The 21,570-nt window shown below is 70.3% G+C and carries 16 protein-coding genes and 1 pseudogene; 11 read left to right on the plus strand and 6 right to left on the minus strand.

The features are described 5' to 3' along the window. Positions 1-14: 14 nt before the first annotated feature. Complete coding sequence (locus tag BKA14_RS25600; protein ID WP_184953399.1) at positions 15-971, minus strand: expansin EXLX1 family cellulose-binding protein; 957 nt, start codon at positions 969-971, stop codon at positions 15-17. Positions 972-1,061: 90 nt separating this feature from the next. Next, positions 1,062-1,859 (minus strand): MOSC domain-containing protein, encoded by a 798-nt coding sequence (locus BKA14_RS25605; RefSeq protein ID WP_184953400.1) that lies wholly within the window; start codon positions 1,857-1,859, stop codon positions 1,062-1,064. Between the two features lie 229 nt (positions 1,860-2,088). On the opposite strand from BKA14_RS25605, the gene BKA14_RS25610 reads away from it, so the two are divergent. Further along, positions 2,089-4,215 (plus strand): copper-translocating P-type ATPase, encoded by a 2,127-nt coding sequence (locus BKA14_RS25610; RefSeq protein ID WP_184953401.1) that lies wholly within the window; start codon positions 2,089-2,091, stop codon positions 4,213-4,215. Here BKA14_RS25610 and BKA14_RS25615 read toward each other — a convergent pair. Beyond that, the gene (locus tag BKA14_RS25615; protein WP_239093487.1) at positions 4,175-5,605 is read right to left on the minus strand and encodes an MFS transporter; all 1,431 of its coding nucleotides are present in this window, start codon (positions 5,603-5,605) and stop codon (positions 4,175-4,177) included. The genes BKA14_RS25610 and BKA14_RS25615 overlap by 41 nt on opposite strands. Before the next feature lie 63 nt (positions 5,606-5,668). Between BKA14_RS25615 and BKA14_RS25620 the strand changes: the two genes are divergently transcribed. Further along, entirely contained in the window at positions 5,669-6,244 is a 576-nt protein-coding gene (locus BKA14_RS25620; protein ID WP_203722710.1) for a TetR/AcrR family transcriptional regulator, read from the plus strand. A gap of 101 nt (positions 6,245-6,345) precedes the next feature. Here the strand turns inward: BKA14_RS25620 and BKA14_RS25625 are convergent, their stop codons facing one another. Further along, entirely contained in the window at positions 6,346-7,977 is a 1,632-nt protein-coding gene (locus BKA14_RS25625; RefSeq protein WP_184953402.1) for an integrase, read from the minus strand. Between the two features lie 93 nt (positions 7,978-8,070). On the opposite strand from BKA14_RS25625, the gene BKA14_RS25630 reads away from it, so the two are divergent. The 9 genes and pseudogenes from BKA14_RS25630 (at position 8,071) to BKA14_RS25670 (ending at position 20,645) form a co-directional block, all read left to right on the plus strand. Beyond that, positions 8,071-8,919 (plus strand): MurR/RpiR family transcriptional regulator, encoded by an 849-nt coding sequence (locus tag BKA14_RS25630; RefSeq protein ID WP_184953403.1) that lies wholly within the window; start codon positions 8,071-8,073, stop codon positions 8,917-8,919. A gap of 11 nt (positions 8,920-8,930) precedes the next feature. Further along, the gene (gene hutU, locus BKA14_RS25635) at positions 8,931-10,571 is read left to right on the plus strand and encodes a urocanate hydratase (protein ID WP_184953404.1); all 1,641 of its coding nucleotides are present in this window, start codon (positions 8,931-8,933) and stop codon (positions 10,569-10,571) included. Next, on the plus strand, positions 10,568-11,743 hold the full coding sequence (locus BKA14_RS25640) for an allantoate amidohydrolase (protein WP_184953405.1): 1,176 nt from the start codon (positions 10,568-10,570) through the stop codon (positions 11,741-11,743). Before hutU ends, BKA14_RS25640 begins: the two co-directional genes overlap by 4 nt. A 269-nt stretch (positions 11,744-12,012) precedes the next feature. Then, positions 12,013-13,338: pseudogene (locus BKA14_RS25645) on the plus strand (formimidoylglutamate deiminase); the annotation flags it as partial. Continuing rightward, positions 13,335-14,243, plus strand: coding sequence for a hypothetical protein (locus BKA14_RS25650; protein WP_184953407.1), 909 nt, complete (start codon positions 13,335-13,337; stop codon positions 14,241-14,243). The pseudogene BKA14_RS25645 and the gene BKA14_RS25650, both read left to right, overlap by 4 nt. Next, a complete protein-coding gene (hutI, locus tag BKA14_RS25655; RefSeq protein ID WP_184953408.1) occupies positions 14,240-15,397 on the plus strand; it encodes an imidazolonepropionase in 1,158 nt (385 codons plus the stop codon). The genes BKA14_RS25650 and hutI overlap by 4 nt, the downstream gene beginning before the upstream one ends. Next, complete coding sequence (hutH, locus tag BKA14_RS25660; protein ID WP_184953409.1) at positions 15,394-16,929, plus strand: histidine ammonia-lyase; 1,536 nt, start codon at positions 15,394-15,396, stop codon at positions 16,927-16,929. The genes hutI and hutH overlap by 4 nt, the downstream gene beginning before the upstream one ends. 48 nt (positions 16,930-16,977) lie before the next feature. Next, entirely contained in the window at positions 16,978-18,300 is a 1,323-nt protein-coding gene (locus tag BKA14_RS25665; protein ID WP_239093494.1) for an NAD(P)/FAD-dependent oxidoreductase, read from the plus strand. Positions 18,301-18,311: 11 nt separating this feature from the next. Next, positions 18,312-20,645: a leucine--tRNA ligase gene (locus tag BKA14_RS25670; protein ID WP_184953410.1), complete on the plus strand. Its 2,334-nt coding sequence runs from the start codon at positions 18,312-18,314 to the stop codon at positions 20,643-20,645. Here the strand turns inward: BKA14_RS25670 and BKA14_RS25675 are convergent. Both BKA14_RS25675 and BKA14_RS25680 read right to left on the minus strand, forming a co-directional pair. After that, a complete protein-coding gene (locus BKA14_RS25675; protein WP_184953411.1) occupies positions 20,632-21,276 on the minus strand; it encodes a pentapeptide repeat-containing protein in 645 nt (214 codons plus the stop codon). The genes BKA14_RS25670 and BKA14_RS25675 overlap by 14 nt on opposite strands. 18 nt (positions 21,277-21,294) lie before the next feature. Continuing rightward, entirely contained in the window at positions 21,295-21,468 is a 174-nt protein-coding gene (locus tag BKA14_RS25680) for a hypothetical protein (protein ID WP_184953412.1), read from the minus strand. Positions 21,469-21,570: the final 102 nt, after the last annotated feature.

Genomic DNA, 21,570 nt, shown 5'->3' on the forward strand with positions numbered 1-21,570 from the left:
TCGCCCGGCCGCGCTCAGGAACAGCGTGGGGCGTCGGCGTTGGCGGCCAGGTTCGCGTCCAGCTGGGCGGGCTGGGTCGTGGGGGCCGCAGGGGACGTCGTCGCCGATTCGAGCAGCGGCGCCCGGGTGGGGGACGCCGTCGTCTTGGTGGGCTTGGGGGTGGGCTTGGTCGTCTTCTCCGTGAGCTTCTTCTTGGCGGGCGCCTTCTTGGCCGGCGTCGCGGTCTCGGGCTGCCGGACGACGCTGCCGCCGAGCTTGGCCGTGGTCTTCTGGGTCTTGCCGACCGCGAGCTTGATGTGGGAAACCGTCACCGAGTTCCCGTACACGTCGGTGACCTTGACCTTGAACGGCCCGTTGCCGGCGCCGCTGGGGATCGTCCAGTAGTTGAAGTCCTCACGCGACGCGTTCTTGAAGCTGCCGCCCGAGCCGGCGACCTTGACCGAGGACAGCTGGTTGCTGTGATTGTCGATCAGCACGCTGAGCCAGTACCGGGAGGACCCTTCCTTCACCCGTACGGACAGAGGCCCGGGCACTGCCGCGCCGGGAACCGCCTTGTACGTGATCGGGATGATCCCGTCCGACTTCACACCGATCTTCTGGAACGCCTTCAGGCTCAGGTCGAGGTGACCGGCCGGGCACTCCGGGCAGGAGTCGATGACCTTGACCCGGGTCTTGCCCTTGGGCCCGGTCACGTCGATGTAGGTGCCGCAGGCCGCGCCTTGGGAATATTCGTTGTGCTGCCCCAGAGCCACGTACAGGTCGTCGGCGGGCGGGCTCGGGAACGAACAGTTGCCGAGCGTGCCCTCCATGAAGAAGTACGTCGCCTTGCCCTTCTTGGCCGACGTGGACGGCGGCGCGGCGCAGGCGGCGCCACTGTTCTGGAGCACGAGCGTGACTCCGAGAATGGCGGCGAGAACGACGGCGCCCCCGGCAGCGAGCCATCGGGGCGAGAAGAGGCGAGATCCGGTCACGCAGAGGAACCCTGCCGCCGCAGGCCCGCAGCGGCAACTTTCCTAAGACACTCCTAAGGTGCCGGTGGTCGGCTTCACCCGGTCGCGGGCCTACCCGACCTCCATCGGGTCATACAAATGCACCACTCCGGACATATCCGGAATAAGGTTGATTGCGAAGAGCAGACCGTCGTCGAAACGCCGATGGGTGCCCAAGATACGCAACGGCTGCCCACCCTTCTCCCCCGTCTCCTGATCGATCGTGGTCACCAGGCAGCGCGCGCACGACTTGGCCGCCCGGAACCACACGTCACCGATCCGCAGCCGCCGCCCCAGCCACCCGTCCTCAGCCCACGGCGGCGCGCCGTCGACCACCAGGTTGGGCCGGAACCGGGTCATCGGCACCGGCTCCTCCCCGGCCTCCACCAGCCAGTCGTTAAGCGCCGACAACGAACCCTCGTTGGCCAGCAGAACCGGGAACCCGTCGGCAAAACTCACCCGATCATCCGGCCGCGCATGCGAGTCGATCGCGCGGCCCCTCGGGTCGGCCTGCCACACCAGCCGCGCGTCCCGCCCCAGAAACCGGCTGCTCCACTCCGTCTCAGCCACCCGCGCCGGCACCGGCCCCTTGCCCCGGAACACCCGCACGACCTCCGCGGGCCCGTCGACCGGCTCATCCACCCAGAGCGACGGCAGCCCCGGAGCGCTCAACTCCAGCCCGCCCGCTCCCGGCCTCACTATGAGCTGAGTGAGCCGCGGGGTCTCACGCTGAGTGATCCCCACGCCCTCGGTGTCGATCATCAGCCACCGCCGGTCACCGGCCAGCCCCCACGGCTCGACCCGCGCACTGACGTGCTCAATGCGATGACAACCCTTGACCGGGTACGAGTACAGGGCTGTGATCCGCATAACCCACCCTCGCACGCCGGCCAGCCGGCCGCCGCGTCGTTTCCCCACCCGACGAGCAGGCCACCCGTTCGCCGGCTCAGCTTCGTGGCTTCACCTCTCCAGCGCCGCCCCGTCCGCGTGACATGCCCGTACGCCCGCCGCTGGACGTGTGCCACGTCACGTACTGATCCTTACCTCTCCCTGGTCACATACCCCCAGGGGGTATAAGTTCCGAGTGGAGGTGTTCGATATGGGAAGCCCGCAGCGGCCGCTGCCGACTGACGCGAACAACGAAAACGATCACACGCCCAACGCCACCAGCGACGCGCACGGCGGACACGATCACCCACCTGGCGACGGCCACGATGGACACCGCGGGCATCAGCACGCGCCGTCGGCTCAGCAACACCACACCGAGCACGCACACACCGGTCATGACGGGCACGCCGGGCACGATCCGGAGGTCTTCCGGCGGAAGTTCTGGCTGAGTCTGGCGCTGACCGTTCCGGTCGTGATCACCAGCGAGATGGTCATGGAGTGGTTCGGTTACTCGCTCGACTTCCCCGGCATCAGCGGGGTCGGGCCGGTGCTGGGCACGATCGTCTTCTTCTACGGTGGGTGGCCGTTCCTGGCCGGGGCGGTGGACGAGATCCGGAGCCGCGCGCCCGGAATGATGGTGCTCGTCGCGATGGCGATCACCGTGGCCTACGGGGCCTCGATCGCCACCAGTGCGGGACTGTTCGAGCTGGACTTCTGGTGGGAGTTGGCCGCCCTGGTCACGATCATGTTGCTGGGGCACTGGCAGGAGATGAAGGCGATCGGCCAGGCCCGGGGCGCCCTGTCCGCGCTGGCGGCCCTGCTGCCCGACGAGGCCGAGCTGATCCGGCCCGGCGGCACGACCGAGAAGGTGCCCGTCGCGCGGCTCCGCGTCAAGGACCGGGTGCTCGTCCGGCCGGGCGGCCGCGTTCCCGCCGACGGCCGCATCGTGGAAGGCTCGGCCGAGGTGGACGAGTCGATGATCACCGGGGAGTCCCAACCGGTTTCCCGTACGGCGGGCAGCCGTGTGGTGGCGGGCACGGTGGTCACTGACTCGGCCGTACGGGTGGAAGTCGACGCCGTCGGTGCGGACACCGCGCTGGCCGGGATCGGCCGGCTGGTCGCGCAGGCCCAGGCGGCCGGTGGCCGCGCGCAGGTGCTGGCCGACCGGTTCGCGGCCTGGCTGTTCTACGTGGCCGCGGCGGCCGGCCTGATCACCTTCGGGACATGGTGGGCGATCGGCGACCTGAACCAGGCCGTCGTACGGACGGTGACGGTGCTCGTGATCGCCTGCCCGCACGCCCTGGGCCTGGCCATCCCGCTGGTCATCGCGCTGTCGACGGCCCTGTCGGCCCGGGCCGGCATCCTCGTCAAGGATCGGCTGGCGTTGGAGCGGATGCGCACGGTGGACGCCGTCCTGTTCGACAAGACGGGCACCCTGACCAAGGGCGCGCACATCGTGACCGGGATCGACGTCACGACCGGTCACACCGAGGACGAGGTGTTGCGGATCGCAGCCGCGGTCGAGAGCGACAGCGAGCATCCGCTGGCCCGAGCGATCGTCGCGGCGGCTCCGGAACGGGCGACAGCCACCGGTTTCCGCTCGCTGACCGGGCGCGGGGTGCAGGCAGTGGTCGACGGGGAGACGTACGCGGTCGGGGGTCCTGCCCTGCTGCGCGAACTCGGCATGCCGCCGGCGGAAGGATCGCGCCGGGGCGCGGCGGTGCTGCATCTGGTGCGCGTGACCGACCGGAAGATCCTCGGATCGTTCACGCTGGAGGACGAGGTGCGGCCCGAGGCGCGCGCGGCCATCGAGCAGTTGCGCTCGTACGGGGTGGGAAAGCTCGTCATGGTCACCGGTGACGCGCGGTCGGTGGCCGAGGCGGTGGCCGCCGACCTGGGGCTGGACGAGGTGTTCGCCGAGGTGCGGCCGGCCGACAAGGACAAGGCAGTAACCGACCTCCGAGCGCGTGGGCTGCGGGTGGCGATGGTCGGCGACGGCGTGAACGACGCCCCGGCGCTGGCCCGCGCGGACGTGGGCCTGGCCATCGGGGCCGGCACCGACGTGGCGATCGAGTCGGCCGGGGTGGTGCTGGCCTCCTCCGACCCGCGCGCGGTGGCCAGTGTGATCAAGCTGTCCCGGGCCTCGTACCGCAAGATGATCCAGAACCTGACGTGGGCGGCCGGCTACAACGTGATCGCGATCCCGCTGGCCGCGGGCGTGCTGGCCTGGACCGGTTTCACGTTGAACCCGGCGGTCGGCGCGATCCTGATGAGCGCTTCGACCATTGTGGTGGCGCTCAACGCCCAACTTCTGCGTCGCGTACGCCTGACGCCCTGAGATATCCCCATCCGACCAGGGCCGCCGCCAGCACGGTGAGGGTCAGTCCGGCGATCGTGACGGCCTGCTCGAACTGCGCGGTCTGCTGCGGGCTCCAGTGCGCGGCGGCCAGGCTGCCGGTGAACAGCGCGGCCAGGATCGTGCCGGTGACGGCCAGCCCGGCGCCCGAGGTGACCTCGCCGGCGGTGTCGGTGAGGGCGGCGCCGATCGTGGTGCGGTTGCCGGGCAGGCCGCGCAGCACGTTCACGCCGGCGACCACGCCGACCACGCGCATCCCGGCCGCCACGAGCACCAGCGCGGCCGCCACCCAGACGTAGCCGAGCCGGCCCAGCAGGGCGTAGACGGCGAGGCCGGACACGACCGCCGACGCGCTGAGCCAGGCCGCCCGTTCCAGCCCGGCCCGCCGCACGAACGGGCCGACCACTGCGCCGCCCGCCACGAGCACGATCACCTGCGGCAGCAGGCCGGCGGCGGCCAGCGCGGGCGACCAGCCCCAGTCGAGCTGCAACTGCAGCGTGACCAGGTAACCCAGGCCCGCGGTGGCCAGCCCGGCCGCCGCCTTGTAGGCCAGACCGCTGGAGACGAGCGGGCGCGCGACAAGCTTCAGATCGAGCAGCGGGTACGGCGTGGTGCGCTCTCGGACGACGAAAAGCACCGCCGTCACCAGCGCCGCGACGGTGACGGCCCAGGCGCCGGGGCTGCGGTCGACGAAGAGCGTAGGTGCGATCAGGGCGAGCACGATCGTGGCCGTGCCCAGCAGCGCGCCCGGGATGTCGGCGAGGTCGCGGTGCAGGTCGGCCGGGTCGTCGGCGGCGATGCCGAGGCGCACACCGATCAGCGCGAGCCCGGCGATCGGCACGTTGACGAGCAGCAGCACCTGCCATGGGGCGAACGCGAGCACAAAGCCGCCGGCCGTGGGGCCGATCGCCAGCCCGACCAGGCCGACGGTGGAGATCAACGTGGTCGCGCGCACCCGCAGGCCGTCGTCGGCGAAGAGCCGGAAGGCCAGCGCGAGCGACCCCGGGGTGGTCATCGCGGCCGCGACACCCAGCAGGGCCCGTACGGCGATGAGCTGCCCGGCGGTGCTCACGAACGCGGTGGCCAGGCTGGCCAGGCCGAGCAGGACCAGGCCGGCCAGCATGACCCGGCGGCGGCCGAACCGGTCGGCCAGGGCTCCGAACGCCAGCATGAGGCCGCCGAAGACGACGGCGTAGGCCCCGGTCACCCACTGCAGGGCGACGGTCGAGGCGTGCAGGTCGCGGCCGATCGTGGGCAGCGCGACGTTGAGGATCGAGTTGTCGAGCATCTCGAACAGGAAGACAGCGGACAGCCCGGTCAGAGCCATCCAGGCCGCCCTCAGGGACACCGGCCGGTGCGCGGATGTGGTCATGCCACCAGCATGGGCGCAAAACTTATACTCAGTCAATGCTTTTACTCGGTATATGATCCGCTCATGGGTCTCCGTGAACGCAAGAAGGAACAGGTACGCCTGCAGATCTCACACGCCGCCACCGAACTGATCATCGAGCGCGGCTTCGACGCGGTGAGCGTCTCGGAGATCGCCGAGCGGGCCGGCGTGTCCCGGATGACGGTGTTCAACTACTTCCCGCGCAAGGAAGACATGTTCTTCGACCGCGTCCCGCTGATCCACGAGCGCATCACCGCCGCGGTCCGCTCACGCCCCGAGGGCCGGACCCCGCAGACCGCGCTGCGGGACGAGGTACTGCGACTGATGACCGAAAGCGTCGAGCCGCCCGGACACCACGAACGGATGGTGGCGTTCTGGAAGGTCGCGAACGACTCTCCCGCCCTGCGGGCACGCGCTCGCGAGATCGCCGAGGAACTCGAAGAGATGACGGCCGGCCTCTTCGCCGAACGGCCGGGGCCCATCGACCCGAAAATGTCGGCCGCCCTGCTCACGGCCGCATGCCGGGTATGCCTACGAGATTTGACGGCCGGCGAGGCCTCCGTGGCCGACGTACGGACCCGTATCAACCGGGCCTTCGACATCATCTGTCAGGTCGAGTGATACCTGCTGCAGAACGCCGGTCGTGTACACTTCTCAACATCTCGCTGAGGGCCCCCGACGAATTATCTTGGGGCCCTCTGGCGTTTCGAAGCGATTCGCCTTCAGTGGCGCGGCTCGAGAAGGTCGACCACACTCAGGCCGGTCTCGCCCCCCACCAGATTCAAACCGACCTCCGCACGAGCCGCCAGGCCAAGCGGGGCCAAGCTCTCAACGAGCGCGGCGTGAGTGATCCGGTCCAGTCCGGCGCCGACCAACGGGGCGGCGATGCGAAGAGCCGCCTTCAGCGCGACCCCCTGCGTGGAGCCACCATGAAGCACGATGTTGCGAGTTCGATAAAGGCGCCTCAGGGCGATCCTCAGGACGGTGACCGCAGTCCCCAGTTCCTTCCTGGGCTCGCTGAGGACTCGCCGCATGCGGTGCACCGCCGCGATGTCAGCATCCCGTCGGAACCGATCGGCCGGATCCAGCGTGGCGCCAGCGGCCAAGGCCTCCGCGACGGCAGAAGCTCGCTCTTGATTGGTCTCGCATACGGCGAGCCGCTCGGCCAACGCGTCAGGAGTCGGGGGTTGATGCCTGTGAGAGAGCGCGGTCATCTCCGCACGGGGCCACGAACAAGCGATGATGGCCGCCAGCCTGTCCGCTGCGACAGCCTTGCCCGATCGCTCCTGCTCGGCAGGGTCGTCCGGATGGGAAAGTAGTGATTCGATGGCCGCCCACGCTCCCGCGACAGCCGGCCCGAGAACTCCACGATTGATCGGTGCGGCGAGTTCCAGGGCATCGTCGAACAGGGTGCGCTGTCCGCCGACTTGATAGAGCCGCCCCTGACTGAACAGCGAGAGGACGTCAGCACCCCGAGTCGGCGCGGCGAAGGGAATCGGCTCGGGATGCTGATCGACCCACATCTGCGAGGCCGGCCGGATGCCACCTCGGCTGCCTCGCATGAACGATGATCGCGCCACCAGGCGTTCAACGAGCTCACGGACGTGGCTCGCGGCGCTGAACGGATCCCGCGCGTTGACCCGATACAGAAAGCCACCGCCGGCACGGAGTCCGCTCGTCGCATGACCTCGCTGTCTGAGCCAGCCCGCGATCTCCCGGCTGGAGACCCACATCTCGTGGCTCTCGGCCTGTCCCCGTTCGGGCACCTTGTTGAAAACGGCAAGAACTGTGAATTCGCGCGGGGCGGCGGTATCGAGGGCGATAGCACCCTGCAGGATTTCTTCGGCGCCCGCTTGCTGATGAGCGAGTCGCCCGATCCATGCCGCCAGATGGTTCGCGTCGTAACCGATGTCGAGCAGATGCGCCGCGACCACCCGGGCCAGCCGCTCCGGTCGCGGCCGACGATCCTCCGGCTGGGCGATCGCGGTCGCCCAGCGGCTCAGGTGGCCGGCACGGGCATGTTCGAGGACTTCCCGCAGACGGCGGTGGGCCGGGCTGGGGTCGGGAAGGGCTTGCCCCAGGAGTGAGGTCAACTCAGCACGCAGATCCCTGCTACCGAGGCCGACGTCCGGGCCGATGACCTTCAGGAGTTGATGGCGCTGCCAGTCGACCGCGGCCGGGGACAGCACGCGATGTCGCGCCCATGAGCTCGCCTCCAGCAACTCCTGCAGGGCGAGCAGCGAGCCGACGTCCCACAGCCGGCGCGGCCAGGGCACGCCTTCGAGGGTGAAGAAGTCGATCATTCGGGCTCGAACGTGACTGTCATAGACGTTTGCTGAGGTTTCGGGCGCCACCGGTGCACCCTAGTCGTTTGCCTACCCCCGTTGCCACGTCGAGGAAGTGCCAACCTCTAGCGGACTGAAAGTTTTTATGCATAGAGTGCTCGTGTGAATGGCGGAGAGGTCAAGGCGGGCGAGCGCGTACTCGACCTGTTCGCCGGTGCGCGGCTCACGCCGACGCAGCGGCGGATCGCGCACTGTCTCGTGGAACATGCGAGCAAGGCCGCCTATCTCTCCGCCGCCGAGGTGGCCGACCTGGCCGGGGTCAGCCAGCCGTCCGTGACCCGGTTCGCCATCGCGCTCGGCCACGAGGGCTATCCGGCCCTGCGGCGGGTGTTGCGGGAGCTCACCGCCGGGGCGGACGCCGAGCGTGGCGAGGACCACAACGCGATGCAGCTGGCGGTCGCGGCCGAGGCGGAGCACCTCGGGCGCCTCGTCGGGCAGCTCGAGCGGCTGGACGACGTACGGCGGGCGGCCGAGCTTTTGATCGTCAGCCGGCCCCTGCCGGTGCTGGGACTGCGGGCGGCGGCGCCTCTGGCTGGGTATTTCGGCTATTTCGCGAGCAAAGTGCACCCGGATGTGCGGGTGCTCGACGCCGGTGGCACGTCACTGCTGGACCGGCTCGATCAGGCCCGCGCGGCCGGTGCCGGTGCGATGCTGGCGCTGGTGCTGCCCCGCTATCCGCGGGAGTCGCTCGACGCCGTCCGGGAGGCCAAGGCGATGGGGTACGCCGTGGTCGCGATCACCGATTCGGCGGTCAGCCCGGTCGCCGAGCACTGCGACGTCGCGCTGCCCGCGGCGGTCGGCACCCGGCTGGTTTTCGACCTGCACACCGGCCCGATGGCGATGGCCATGGTGCTGCTGCAGGCGATGTGCGACGCCGACCCGGAACCCGTGCAGCAAAGACTCGAGGCGTTCGAGGCGACGGCCTCGCGCCGCAACATTTTCCAAGCGTAGGAAGGGCAACCATGTCGGAGATCCGGGCGCCTCGCGGGGCGGCGTACACCGCGAAGGGCTGGCCGCAGGAGGCCGCCAAGCGGATGCTCATGAACAACCTCGACCCGGACGTGGCCGAGCGCCCCGAGGATCTGGTGGTCTACGGCGGCACCGGCCGGGCCGCGCGGGACTGGCCGTCCTACCACGCGATCGTGCGGGAACTCGACGAGCTCAAGGGTGACGAGACGCTGCTCGTGCAGTCGGGCCGCCCGGTCGGGGTGTTCCAGACCCACGAGTGGGCGCCGCGCGTGCTGATCGCCAACTCCAACCTCGTCGGCGACTGGGCGAGCTGGCCCGAGTTCCGCCGCCTGGAGAACCTCGGCCTGACCATGTACGGCCAGATGACCGCGGGGTCATGGATCTACATCGGCACCCAGGGCATCCTGCAGGGCACGTACGAGACGTTCGCCGCGGTGGCCGAGAAGCGGTTCAACGGCACCCTGGCCGGCACGCTGACCCTGACCGGCGGATGCGGCGGCATGGGTGGCGCCCAGCCCCTCGCGGTCACCATGAACGGGGGCGTCTGCCTGATCGTCGACGTCGACGAGACCCGCCTGCGCCGCCGGGTCGAGACCCGCTACCTGGACGAGATCGCCGACGACCTGGACGACGCTCTGGAAAGGGCGACGGTCGCCAAGGCAGCCAAAAAGGCGGTGAGCATCGGGATCGTCGGCAACGCGGCCCTGGTCTTCGGCGAGATCCTGACCCGCGGCGTCGAGGTCGACATCGTCACCGACCAGACCAGCGCCCACGACCCGCTGTCGTACCTGCCGGTCGGGGTCGACCTGGCCGACGCCCGCGACTACGCGGCCAAGAAGCCCGAGGAGTTCACCGACCGGTCCCGGGCCAGCATGGCCAAGCAGGTGGCGGCCATGGTCGGGTTCATGGACGCGGGGGCCGAGGTGTTCGACTACGGCAACTCGATCCGCGGCGAGGCCAAACTGGCCGGCTTCGAGCGCGCGTTCGAGTTCCCCGGCTTCGTCCCGGCGTACATCCGTCCGCTTTTCGCCGAGGGCAAGGGGCCTTTCCGCTGGGCCGCGCTCTCCGGCGACCCGGCCGACATCGCGGCCACCGACAAGGCCGTGCTCGACCTGTTTCCGGAGAACGAGTCGCTGGCCCGCTGGATGAAGATGGCCGAGGAGCGGGTCGCGTTCCAGGGCCTGCCCGCGCGCATCTGCTGGCTCGGGTACGGCGAACGGGACAAGGCGGGCGTGCGGTTCAACGACATGGTGGCCCGCGGCGAGCTCAAGGCGCCGATCGTGATCGGCCGTGATCACCTCGACTCCGGTTCGGTCGCCTCGCCGTACCGGGAAACCGAGTCGATGCTCGACGGCTCGGACGCGATCGCCGACTGGCCGCTGCTGAACGCCCTGCTCAACACGGCCAGCGGCGCGAGCTGGGTGTCGATCCACCACGGCGGCGGGGTGGGCATCGGACGCTCGATCCACGCCGGTCAGGTCTGCGTGGCCGACGGCACCGACCTGGCCGGGCAGAAGATCGCGCGGGTGCTGACCAATGACCCCGGCACGGGGGTGATCCGGCACGTCGACGCGGGTTACGAGTCGGAAGCGGCGGCCGGCGTGCACATCCCGATGCGCAGGGATGCGCAGTGACGGCCACTTTCACCGAACTCTGGAACGGAATCGCGCCCATCGGGCGGACCAAGAACGGCGGCTACCTGCGGTACGCGTTGGAGCAGCCCGAACTGGTGCTGCGCGACTGGTTCCGCAACCAGGCCGCGCGGCGCGACATGCCGGTCACCGACGACGGCAACGGCAACCTGTTCGCCTGGTGGGGCGACCAGTGGGGGCACGACGCGGTGCTCACCGGCTCGCACTTCGACTCGGTGCCGCACGGCGGGGGTTTCGACGGGCCGCTCGGCATCGTCAGCGCGTTCCTCGCCGTCGACGAGCTGCGCCGCCGCGGGCACGTGCCGCGACGGCCGATCGCCGTGGTCGCCTTCGTCGAGGAGGAAGGCGGCCGGTTCGGCGTACCGTGCCTGGGGTCCCGGCTCCTGACCGGGGTGATCGAACCCGCGCAGGCGGCGGCGCTCAAGGACCGCGAAGGCATCACGTTCGGCGAGGCGCTGGGTGACACGCCGGCCGGGCGGCTGCCCGGGCTGACCAGCCGGATCGGGGCGCTCATCGAGCTGCACATCGAGCAGGGCCGCGCCCTCGAGGTGCCGGTCGGGGTGGCCAGCGCGATCTGGCCGCACGGGCGCTGGCGGTTCGACTTCACCGGGCACGGCGACCACGCGGGCACGACGCGCATGGCCGACCGGCGCGACCCGATGCTCACCTTCGCGTACACGGTGCTCGCGGCGAACAAGGAGGCCCGGCTCAACGGCGCGCACGCCACAATGGCTCGGGTCGAGGTCGAGCCCAACGCCACCAATGCCATTCCTTCCCTCGTACGGGGGTGGCTCGACGCACGGGCGGCGGAGACCGGCACGCTGGACACGATGGTTGAGGCCATCCTCAAGCGGGCCCACGAGCGCGCGGGCCGCGACGGCACCGAGATCACCGTGACGTCCGAGTCGTTCAGCGCCGAAGTGACCTTCGAGACGTCGCTGGCCGCGCGGATCGCCGCCCTGCTGGACGACGCGCCGGTGCTCCCGACGGGCGCCGGCCACGACGCGGGCGTGTTGTCCGCACACGTCCCGACGGCCATGTTGTTCGTCCGCAACCCGACCGGCGTCTCGCACTCCCCCGCCGAACACGCCGACGAGACCGACTGCGTCGCGGGCATCGGCGCACTGGCCAGGGTGCTGGGCGACCTCACATGACGGTCTATTTCGCCCCGTACGCCTGGACGGGCGGGACGCTGGCCCACAATGTCCACATCGAGGTGGCCGACGGCTTCATCACCGCCGTCGGCCCCGCCTCATCGCCGCGTCCCTCCGGTGCGCCCTCTTCAGACCCTGGCGCGTCGGTTACGCCCGCCGCCTCCTCCCCATCACTCACTACTTCGCCCGCCGCAGCCGCGGACTCCGCTTCCGTCGCCGCCTCCCCCTCCCTCACCACTCCGCTCTCCGCCGCCTCCCCCTTCCTCACCACTCCGCTCTCCGCCGCCTCCTCCCCTTCCCTCAGCACTTCGCTTTCCGCCGCCGCGGACCCCTCGTCCGCCGCTGCTTCGCCCGCCTCCGCCCCGGCCCCCTCCCCCGGGGACAAATCGGTCATTCGGTTGCCTGGCCTGGTGCTTCCGGGTTTCGCCAACGCGCATTCGCACGCGTTTCATCGCGCGCTGCGGGGGCGGACACACGCGGGCGGCGGCAGTTTCTGGACGTGGCGCGACCTGATGTACCAGGTGGCGGAGCGGCTCGACCCGGACAGCTACTACGCGCTGGCCAAGGCCGTCTACGCCGAGATGGCGCTGACCGGGATCACTGCCGTCGGCGAGTTCCACTATCTGCACCACGGTCCGGACGGCACGCCCTACGCCGACCCGAACGCGATGGGCCACGCCCTGGTCGCCGCCGCGGCCGACGCCGGGATTCGGATCACGCTGCTGGACACGCTGTATCTGACGGCCGGCGTGGACGGAAAACCGCTCGAAGGTGTGCAGCGCCGGTTCGGCGACGGCGATCTCGACGGCTGGTCGGCGCGCACCTCACTCCTGCGCGCGTCCGCTCATTCCAAGATCGGCGCGGCGCTGCACTCGGTGCGCGCGGTTCCGGCCGAATACCTGTCCACATTCGCTCACCGCACCGACGGGCAGCCCGTTCATGTGCACCTTTCCGAACAGCGGGCCGAGAACGAGCAATGTCGCGCAGTGCACGGCTGCACACCGGCCGAACTGCTCGAGGCGCACGGCGTGTGGCAGCCGATGACCGTGGCCGTCCACGCTACGCACCTCACCGATGGCGACATCGACATCCTTGGCGGTCACCACGTGTGCTTCTGCCCGACGACCGAACGGGACCTCGCGGACGGCATCGGACCTGCCCGTCGGCTTTCCGACGCGGGCGCCCGGTTGAGTCTGGGCAGCGACAGTCACGCCGTGATCGACCAGTTCGAGGAGTTGCGCGGGCTGGAGATGAACGACCGGCTCGCCACCGAGCAGCGGGGCCGCTTCACACCGTCCGACCTGATCACGGCCGCGGCCAACCACGCGTCGATCGGCTGGTTCGACGCGGGCGAGATCGCCGTGGGCCGGCGGGCCGACTTCGTCAGCGTCCGCCTCGACAGCCCCCGTACGGCCGGGGTCGACCCCGCGCAGGCTGTGCTCGCGGCCACCGCGGCCGACATCACACACGTGATCGCCGACGGCCGCCTGATCGTGGCCGACGGCCGCCACACGAGCATCGACGTTCCCGCCGAACTGTCCCGAACGATTGCCACGCTCACCAGCACAAACGCAAACACCGGCGGTCACCCGTGAGCAAGACGAACAACAACACGCACTCAACGCCGCCCCCGAACACCAGCCGCCGGTCAATGAGCGTGATGGACAACAACGCGCACCCCACGCCGCCCACCAACACCAGCCGCCAGTCAATGAACGCCACGAGCAACAACGCGCACTCCGAGCCGGCTGCGGACCGCGGCGGCCGGTCCATGAACGCCACGAACAACGACGCGCACTCAACACCGACCACCAACACCAGCCGCCAGTCAATGAACACCTCGAGCAACAATGCGCACTCCAGGCCGGCTGCGGATCGCGGCCGTCAGTCGATGAACACCCCGAACAACAACGCGCACTTAACACCGACCACCAACACCAGCCGCCGGTCAATGAGCGTCATGAACAACAACGCGCACCCCACGCCGCCCACCAACTTCAGCCGCCAGTCAACGAACGCCACGAACAACGACGCGCACTCCGAGTCAATGAGCGTGATGGACGACAATGCGCACTCCGAGCCGGCTGCGGACCGCGGCGGCCGGTCCATGAACGCCACGAACAACAACGCGCACTTAACACCGACCACCAACACCAGCCGCCGGTCAATGAGCGTCATGAACAACAACGCGCACCCCACGCCGCCCACCAACTTCAGCCGCCAGTCAAAAAACGCCACGAACAACGACGCGCACTCCGAGTCAATGAGCGTGATGGACGACAATGCGCACTCCGAGCCGGCTGCGGACCGCGGCGGCCGGTCCATGAACGCCACGAACAACAACGCGCACTCAACACCGACCACCAACACCAGCCGCCGGTCAATGAGCGTCATGGACACCAACGCGCACTCCAGGGCGGCTGCGGAGGGCGGCGGCCAGTCGATGAACGCCACGAACAACGATGCGCAATCGACGAGTGACGGGGTGGGCGGGGCATGAGCATCCTGATCGACAACATCGGTGAGCTCGTCACCAACGACCAGGCGCAGGGTGAGGGGCTGCTGGGGATCCGGCGGGACGTCGCGGTCGTGGTCGAAGGTGATCGGATCGCGTGGATCGGGCCGAGCGGGCAGAAACCGGCGGCCGACGCGCGCATAGACGCGCAACAACGCGCAGTGCTGCCCGGGTTCGTGGACAGCCATGCGCACTTGGTGTTCGCGGGTGACCGGGCGGCCGAGTTCGGGGCGCGAATGGCCGGTGAGCCGTACACGGGCGGCGGTATCCGTACGACGATGGCCGCCACCCGGGCCGCGAGCGACGACGAGCTGCTGGGCAACGCGAGCCGGCTGGTCGACGAGGCGCGGCGGCAGGGCACGACCACGATCGAGATCAAGAGCGGCTACGGCCTGAACGTCGCCGACGAGGCCCGCTCGCTGCGCCTGGCCGCGAAGCTGACGACCGAGACGACTTTCCTGGGCGCGCACGTCGTGCCGCCCGGGAGCGATCCCGACGCGTACGTCGATCTGGTCAAGGGCGACATGCTCGACGCCTGTGCCCCGTACGCGAAGTGGGCCGACGTCTTCTGCGACCGCGGAGCGTTCGACGGTGATCAGACACGCGCGATCCTGGAGGCGGCCGCACGCAAAGGCCTGCAACTGCGCGTGCACGCCAATCAGCTGGTCGCGGGTCCGGGCGTCCAGCTGGCGGTGGAACTGGACGCGGCCAGCGCCGATCATTGCACCCATGTGAGCGAGGCTGACGTCGCCGCCCTGGCCGGCTCGAACACCGTGGCCACGCTGCTGCCGGGGGCCGAGTTCTCGACCCGTTCGCCCTATCCCGACGCGCGCCGGCTGCTCGACGCCGGCGTCACGGTCGCGCTGGCCACCGACTGCAACCCGGGCTCGTCGTACACGTCCTCGATGCCCTTCTGCATCGCGCTGGCCGTACGGGACATGCGAATGACCCCGGCCGAGGCAGTGCACGCGGCGACGGCGGGTGGCGCCCGGGCCCTGCGCCGCGACGACATCGGACGGCTGCGCCCCGGCGCGCGCGCCGACCTGACGGTGCTCGACGCGCCGTCCCACATCCACCTGGCCTACCGGCCCGGCGTACCCCTGATCAGCACTGTTCTGCACAACGGAGTGCCCCGATGAATGTCATTGTCCAGCCCACCGGGGTCACCCCCGCCGACGTGCTCGCGGTCGCCCGCGGCGACGCCCGCGTCGAGATCGCCCCCGAGACCGTCGCCGCCATGGCCACCAGCCGGGCGATCGTCGACACCATCGAGGCGTCGGGCAAGCCCGTGTACGGCGTGTCGACCGGTTTCGGCGCGCTCGCCAACACGTCCATCGCGCCCGAGCGCCGGGCGGAGTTGCAGCACGCGCTCATCCGCTCGCATGCGGCCGGTATCGGTGCGCCCATGCCGCGCGAAGTTGTGCGCGCGATGATGCTCCTACGGCTGCGTTCGCTCGCGCTCGGCCGCTCGGGTGTGCGCCCGGTGCTCGCGCAGGGCCTGGCCGACCTGCTCAACCACGACATCACGCCGTGGGTGCCCGAGCACGGTTCGCTGGGCGCGTCGGGTGACCTGGCGCCGCTCGCCCACTGTGCGATCGTGCTGCTGGGCGAGGGCTGGGTGCTCGGCAAGGACGGCGCCCGGACGGCGGCCGCCGAGGCCTTGCACGCGGCCGGGCTGCGCCCGCTGGAGCTGGCCGCCAAGGAGGGGCTGGCCCTGATCAACGGCACCGACGGCATGCTCGGGATGCTGTTGCTGGCCATCGACGACGCCGCGCACCTGTTCGCGATGGCCGACGTGACCGCGGCGCTGGCGATCGAGGCGATGCTGGGTTCCGAGCGGCCGTTCCTGCCCGAACTGCACGAGATCCGGCCGCATCCGGGTCAGACCGCCTCCGCCGCGAACATCCGCAAGCTGCTGCAAGACTCGACGATCATGGACTCGCACCGGGACGACCTGGCCCACGCGGTGCAGGACGCCTATTCGATGCGGTGTGCCCCGCAGGTGGCCGGCGCGGCCCGCGACACGCTCGATTTCGTCCGTACGGTGGCCGCCCGCGAACTGGTGTCGGTGGTGGACAACCCGGTGGTGCTGCCCGACGGCCGGGTCGAGTCGACCGGTAACTTCCACGGCGCGCCGCTCGGGTTCGCGGCCGACTTCCTCGCCATCGCGGCCGCCGAGGTGGGCGCGATCGCCGAACGCCGCGTCGACCGGCTGCTCGACGTGACCCGCAACCGCGACCTGCCGCCGTTCCTCTCACCCGACGCCGGGGTGAACTCGGGCCTGATGATCGCGCAGTACACCGCGGCCGGGATCGTGGCCGAGAACCGCCGGCTCGCGTCCCCGGCCAGTGTCGACTCGCTGCCCACGAGCGGCATGCAGGAGGACCACGTGTCCATGGGCTGGGCCGCGACCAAGAAACTGCGGACGGTGCTCGACAACCTGACCAGTCTGCTGGCCGTGGAGCTGCTTTCCGCCGTACGGGGTCTGCAGTTGCGCTCACCGCTGGTGCCCTCGCCGGCCGGGCGCGCGGCGATCACCGCGCTGGAGGGTGCCGCCGGTCGCCCCGGGCCGGACTTGTTCCTGGCCCCGGCGCTGGAGGCGGCACGCGAGGTGGTCGCCGGTCGTGGCCTGCGGGCGGAGATCGAGTCGGCGACGGGAGCGCTGCTGTAACGGTGCCGCTGCGGCCCGAGGGCGCGCTGCTGTAGTTAACTTGCCACTGTGGATCAGCGGGCGGTGGTGATCGGGGCCGGGATGGCCGGGTTGGCCGCCGCCCGGGTGCTGAGTGAGCGTTTCGCGCACGTGGTTGTGCTCGATCGTGACGTTTTGCCGGGCGAGCCCGTGCCCCGGCGGGGTGTGCCGCAGGGCAGTCAGCCGCACATCATGCTGGCCGGCGGCATGCGTACGTTCAACGAGCTGTTCCCGGGTTTCGAAACCGAGTTGATCGCGGCGGGCGGCACGCGCTTCGACACCGGCCTCGGCCTGTGCAGCTATCGCATGGGCCGCCGGTGGCCGTCCGCGCCGACGGGGGTTTCGCTGGTCGCGGCGACCCGGCCGCTGATCGAGGCGATCGTCCGGGCCCGAGTGACCACTCTGCCCAACGTGACCCTGCGCGACCGTGTGGCCGTCTCCGGCCTGCTCGGGTCGGCCAGGGAAGTGACCGGTGTCGTGCTGGACGACGGCGAGACGCTTGACGCCGGTCTGGTCGTCGACTGCACCGGCCGGGGCGCCCGCTCCGATCGCTGGCTGGCCGCGCTCGGCCTGCCCATCCCGGCCCAGCTCGAGGTCAAGGTCGGGGTGGCGTACACGTCCCGGCTCTATCGCCGCCAACCCGGCGACCTGACCGACTGGTCGGCGATCTTCATCCTGCCCACGCCGCCCGGCGAGTCGCTGAGCGGGCTGGCCCTGCCGGTCGAGGGCGACCGCTGGCTGACGGCGATCGGGGGCTGGCACGTGACCGAGCCGCCGGCCGACGCCGAGACGTTCGAGGGGCACGCGCGCGGGCTGCCCGACCCGATCCTGAGCGATTTGCTCGACCGCGCGGAACCGATCAGTGACCTGGTCACCACGCGATTCCCGGCCAGCCGGCGGCGGTTGTTCGAGGACCTGCGCGATCCGCCGCCCGGGTATGTGGCGCTCGGCGACGCCATCTGCAGCTTCAACCCGATCTACGGCCAGGGCATGTCCTGCGCGGCCATGTCGGCGATCGCGCTGGGCCACGCCCTGGACAAGCACGGACGGCAGGCCGCGCGTGCGTTCTACGCGGCGGCGGCGGCCATCCTGGACGTGCCGTGGTCATTCGCGGTCGGCGGCGACTTCTCGTTCCCGCGGACGGTCGGGCCGCGGCCGCGCGGGTTCGCCGTCCGGCGGTGGTATTCGCGCCGGATCGCCCTGGCGTCGCAGATCGACTCGGGCGTCAACGGGACGTTCGCGCGTGTGCAACATCTGATCGATCCGCCCCGGACGCTCATGCGGCCCGGGTTCGTGCTGCGCGTGTTGCGCATGGCGAGAAAACGCAGGCGCGGGTCCGGTCCGGTGCGTTAACTTCCGGCGGCATGAGCGACTATGACTTCGAGGCGATGCAGCGGCGGTGGCGACCGGTGTGGGAATCGCTCGGTCACCTCGCGGCCGGCGCCACGAACGGACAACGTCGCTCACTCGTCGACATGTTCGCCTACCCCTCCGGTGACCTGCACATGGGCCACGCCGAGGCGTACGCGCTGGGCGACGCCGTCGCGCGTTTCTGGATGCAGCAGGGCTACGACGTGCTGCATCCCGTCGGGTGGGACTCGTTCGGGCTGCCGGCCGAGAACGCCGCGATCCGGCGGGGCGAGCACCCGGCCGACTGGACGTACGCGAACATCGAGACGCAGGCGGAGTCGTTCCGGCGCTACGCGGTCTCGTTCGACTGGCGCACGCGGCTGCACACCAGCGACCCGGAGTACTACCGCTGGACGCAGTGGCTGTTCCTGCGCTTCTACGAGCGGGGCCTGGCCGTGCGGCGGCGCGCGGCGGTCAACTGGTGCCCGGTCGACCGCACGGTGCTGGCCAACGAGCAGGTTGTCGCGGGGCAGTGTGAGCGATGCGGTTCACCGGTGACCAGACGCGAGCTGACCCAGTGGTTCCTGACCATTACGGCGTACGCGGAACAGCTGCTGGACGACATGGCCGAGCTGGAGGGCCACTGGCCGGCGCCGGTGCTGACCATGCAACGCAACTGGATCGGCCGCTCCGCCGGGGCCTACCTCGACTTCGGCCCGTTCGAGGTGTTCACGACCCGGCCCGACACCGTCTTCGAGGCGACGTTCCTGGTCGTGGCGCCCGACTCGCCGCTGGCCTCGTCGCTGTGCACGGCCGGGCAGCGCCGCGCCTTCGACGACTATGTTTCCCGCGTACGGGCAATGTCCGAGATCGAACGCACGACAGCAGATCGCGCGAAGACGGGCGTCTTTCTGGGCGCGTACGGGCACCATCCGTTCACCGGCGAGCGGCTGCCGATCTGGGCCGCCGACTACGTGCTGCCCAGCTACGGCACCGGCGCCGTCATGGCCGTGCCCGCGCACGACCAGCGCGACCTGGCGTTCGCCCAGGCCCACGACCTGCCCGTACGCCCGGCGGCCGCTCCCGCCGCGACGTTCCCGGCCGACCGGGTGATCGCCGAGGCCGAGGCGCGCGGTGTCGGCCGGGGCGGCGTGACCTACAAGCTGCGCGACTGGCTGGTGTCCCGGCAGCGGTTCTGGGGTTGTCCGATCCCGATCGTGCATTGCGCGACGTGCGCGATCGTGCCCGTGCCGGACGATCAGCTGCCCGTCCGGCTGCCCGATCTGCGCGGCGACCAGCTGGTCCCGGGCGAGGTGTCCCCGCTGGCCGCGGCGCGCGACTGGGTGGAGGTCGACTGCCCACGGTGCGGGGGCCCGGCCGAGCGCGACACTGACACGCTGGACACGTTCGTCGATTCGTCCTGGTACTTCCTTCGGTACTGCTCACCCGCGTACGGGGAAGGGCCTTTCGATCCGCAGGCAGTGCGCCGGTGGATGCCGGTGGATCAGTACGTGGGTGGGTCCGAGCACGCCGTGATGCACCTGCTGTATGTCCGGTTCTTCACGAAGGTGCTGCGTGACCTGGGGCTGGTCGACTTCGCGGAGCCGTTCCGGCGGGTGCTGACGCAGGGCCAGGTGATCCTGAACGGCGCGGCGATGAGCAAGTCCAAGGGCAACCTGGTCGACCTGGGTGAGCAGATCGACACGTACGGGGTCGACGCGGTCCGGCTGACCATGGTGTTCGCCGGCCCGCCGGAGGACGACGTCGACTGGGCGGACGTGTCACCGGCCGGTTCCGTACGGTTCCTGAGCCGCGCGTTGCGCCTGGCCACCGACGTCGGCCCGACTCCCCCGGCCGGCCCCGGCGATGAGCGTCTGCGGAGAACCACGCATCGGTTGGTGCGCGCGATCACCGGCCTGATGGAGGAGCGGCGGCTCAACGTGGTCGTGGCCCGCGCCATGGAACTGGCCAACGCGGCCCGCCGGGCGATCGACGACGGCTCGGCCGCCGACCCGGCTGTGCGCGAGGCTGCCGAGGCCCTGGCCGTGGTGTTGTCGCTGTTCACGCCGTACACGGCCGAGGAGATGTGGGCCCGCCTCGGTCATCCGCCCGGGGTGGCCCGGGCCGGGTGGCCGGTGGTCGACCCCGAGCTGGCGGCCGAGCCCACGGTCATCTGCGCGCTGCAGGTGAACGGGAAGCTGCGCGACCGCCTGGAGGTGCCGGCCGACATCACCGCCGACGATCTGATCGCACTGGCCCTGGCCTCCCCGGCGGCGGCCGGGCGCACGGTGACCCGCACGGTCGTCAGGCCGCCACGCCTGGTGAACCTGGTGGTCAGCGGTCCTTGACAGCGATGCCGAGGGTCTGTGCGAGTGCGGCGGCCGACTCCACCAGCTGATTGCTGTCGATGATCGCGCCCCGCAGCGATTCCCAGCCCTCGGCCACGTCGAGCGTGCGCGCGCCGCGCAGGTCGAGCTTCTTGACCGTGACCTTGGTGAAGCGTGCCCGCCGGACCGTCGAGCCGGGGAAGGTCACGCCGGCCAGCGTGGCCTGCCCGAAGTCGACCTCCGAAAGGTCGCAGTCGCGGAACTCCACGTCCTGCAGACGCGAGCCGCGCAGATTCAAGCTGTCGATCTTGCAGTCGCGTACGATCACCCGCCGCCATTGCGACCCGTACGCCTGCACGCCCGCGAGCACCCCGTCGACGATCGATGTGTTCATCAGGTCGGCCTCGGCCCAGGTGCCGCCGATCCAGCGGCTCTTCGAGATCCAGACGTCGTCCAGCCGTACGTGCCCGAAATCGCCGCCGGTAAAGGTGACCCCGGTGATCGCGCTCTCGGAGAAGCGGGAGCCGCTCGCCTCGGCCTCGTCGAACTCGGCGCCGTCGATGTGCACCTCGGCGTAGTCGCCGTCGCGGTTGAGCTCTTCGTCCCACGGGCGCAGATGCTGGGCGTACGGGAGGTCCTGGAGGCTCGTCATGGGCGGCAATCGTAAGCCCTACGCGGCCGAGGACGACTCCCACGGGCAGTCGTCGGGGACCGGCTCGACCACGACGTACGTCGCCGCCGCGGCCGGGGTCGTGGCGCTACTGCTGAGCGGCTTGACCGCGAACAGGGCGGACAGCGCGACGAGCACCGTGGCCGCGAAGAGCGCGGCGAACCTCAGCTGCATGACTTCCCCCTGTTACCGGCGGCCAGGCCCCAATACTCCCACTTTCAACAAAGACACGCTCGTTGACAAGTGGAGGGCCACCCCGGTTAGAGTGGCGACACA

The sequence above is a fragment of the Paractinoplanes abujensis genome, from assembly GCF_014204895.1.
Taxonomy (GTDB): domain Bacteria; phylum Actinomycetota; class Actinomycetes; order Mycobacteriales; family Micromonosporaceae; genus Actinoplanes; species Actinoplanes abujensis.

Coding starts and splice junctions, on each gene's coding strand:
- BKA14_RS25670 (WP_184953410.1), top strand. CDS start 18,312: ATGAGCGACTATGACTTCGAGGCGATGCAGCGGCGGTGGCGACCGGTG.
- BKA14_RS25605 (WP_184953400.1), bottom strand. CDS start 1,859: ATGCGGATCACAGCCCTGTACTCGTACCCGGTCAAGGGTTGTCATCGC.
- BKA14_RS25615 (WP_239093487.1), bottom strand. CDS start 5,605: ATGACCACATCCGCGCACCGGCCGGTGTCCCTGAGGGCGGCCTGGATG.
- hutH (WP_184953409.1), top strand. CDS start 15,394: ATGAATGTCATTGTCCAGCCCACCGGGGTCACCCCCGCCGACGTGCTC.
- BKA14_RS25620 (WP_203722710.1), top strand. CDS start 5,669: ATGGGTCTCCGTGAACGCAAGAAGGAACAGGTACGCCTGCAGATCTCA.
- hutI (WP_184953408.1), top strand. CDS start 14,240: ATGAGCATCCTGATCGACAACATCGGTGAGCTCGTCACCAACGACCAG.
- hutU (WP_184953404.1), top strand. CDS start 8,931: ATGTCGGAGATCCGGGCGCCTCGCGGGGCGGCGTACACCGCGAAGGGC.
- BKA14_RS25675 (WP_184953411.1), bottom strand. CDS start 21,276: ATGACGAGCCTCCAGGACCTCCCGTACGCCCAGCATCTGCGCCCGTGG.
- BKA14_RS25610 (WP_184953401.1), top strand. CDS start 2,089: ATGGGAAGCCCGCAGCGGCCGCTGCCGACTGACGCGAACAACGAAAAC.
- BKA14_RS25680 (WP_184953412.1), bottom strand. CDS start 21,468: ATGCAGCTGAGGTTCGCCGCGCTCTTCGCGGCCACGGTGCTCGTCGCG.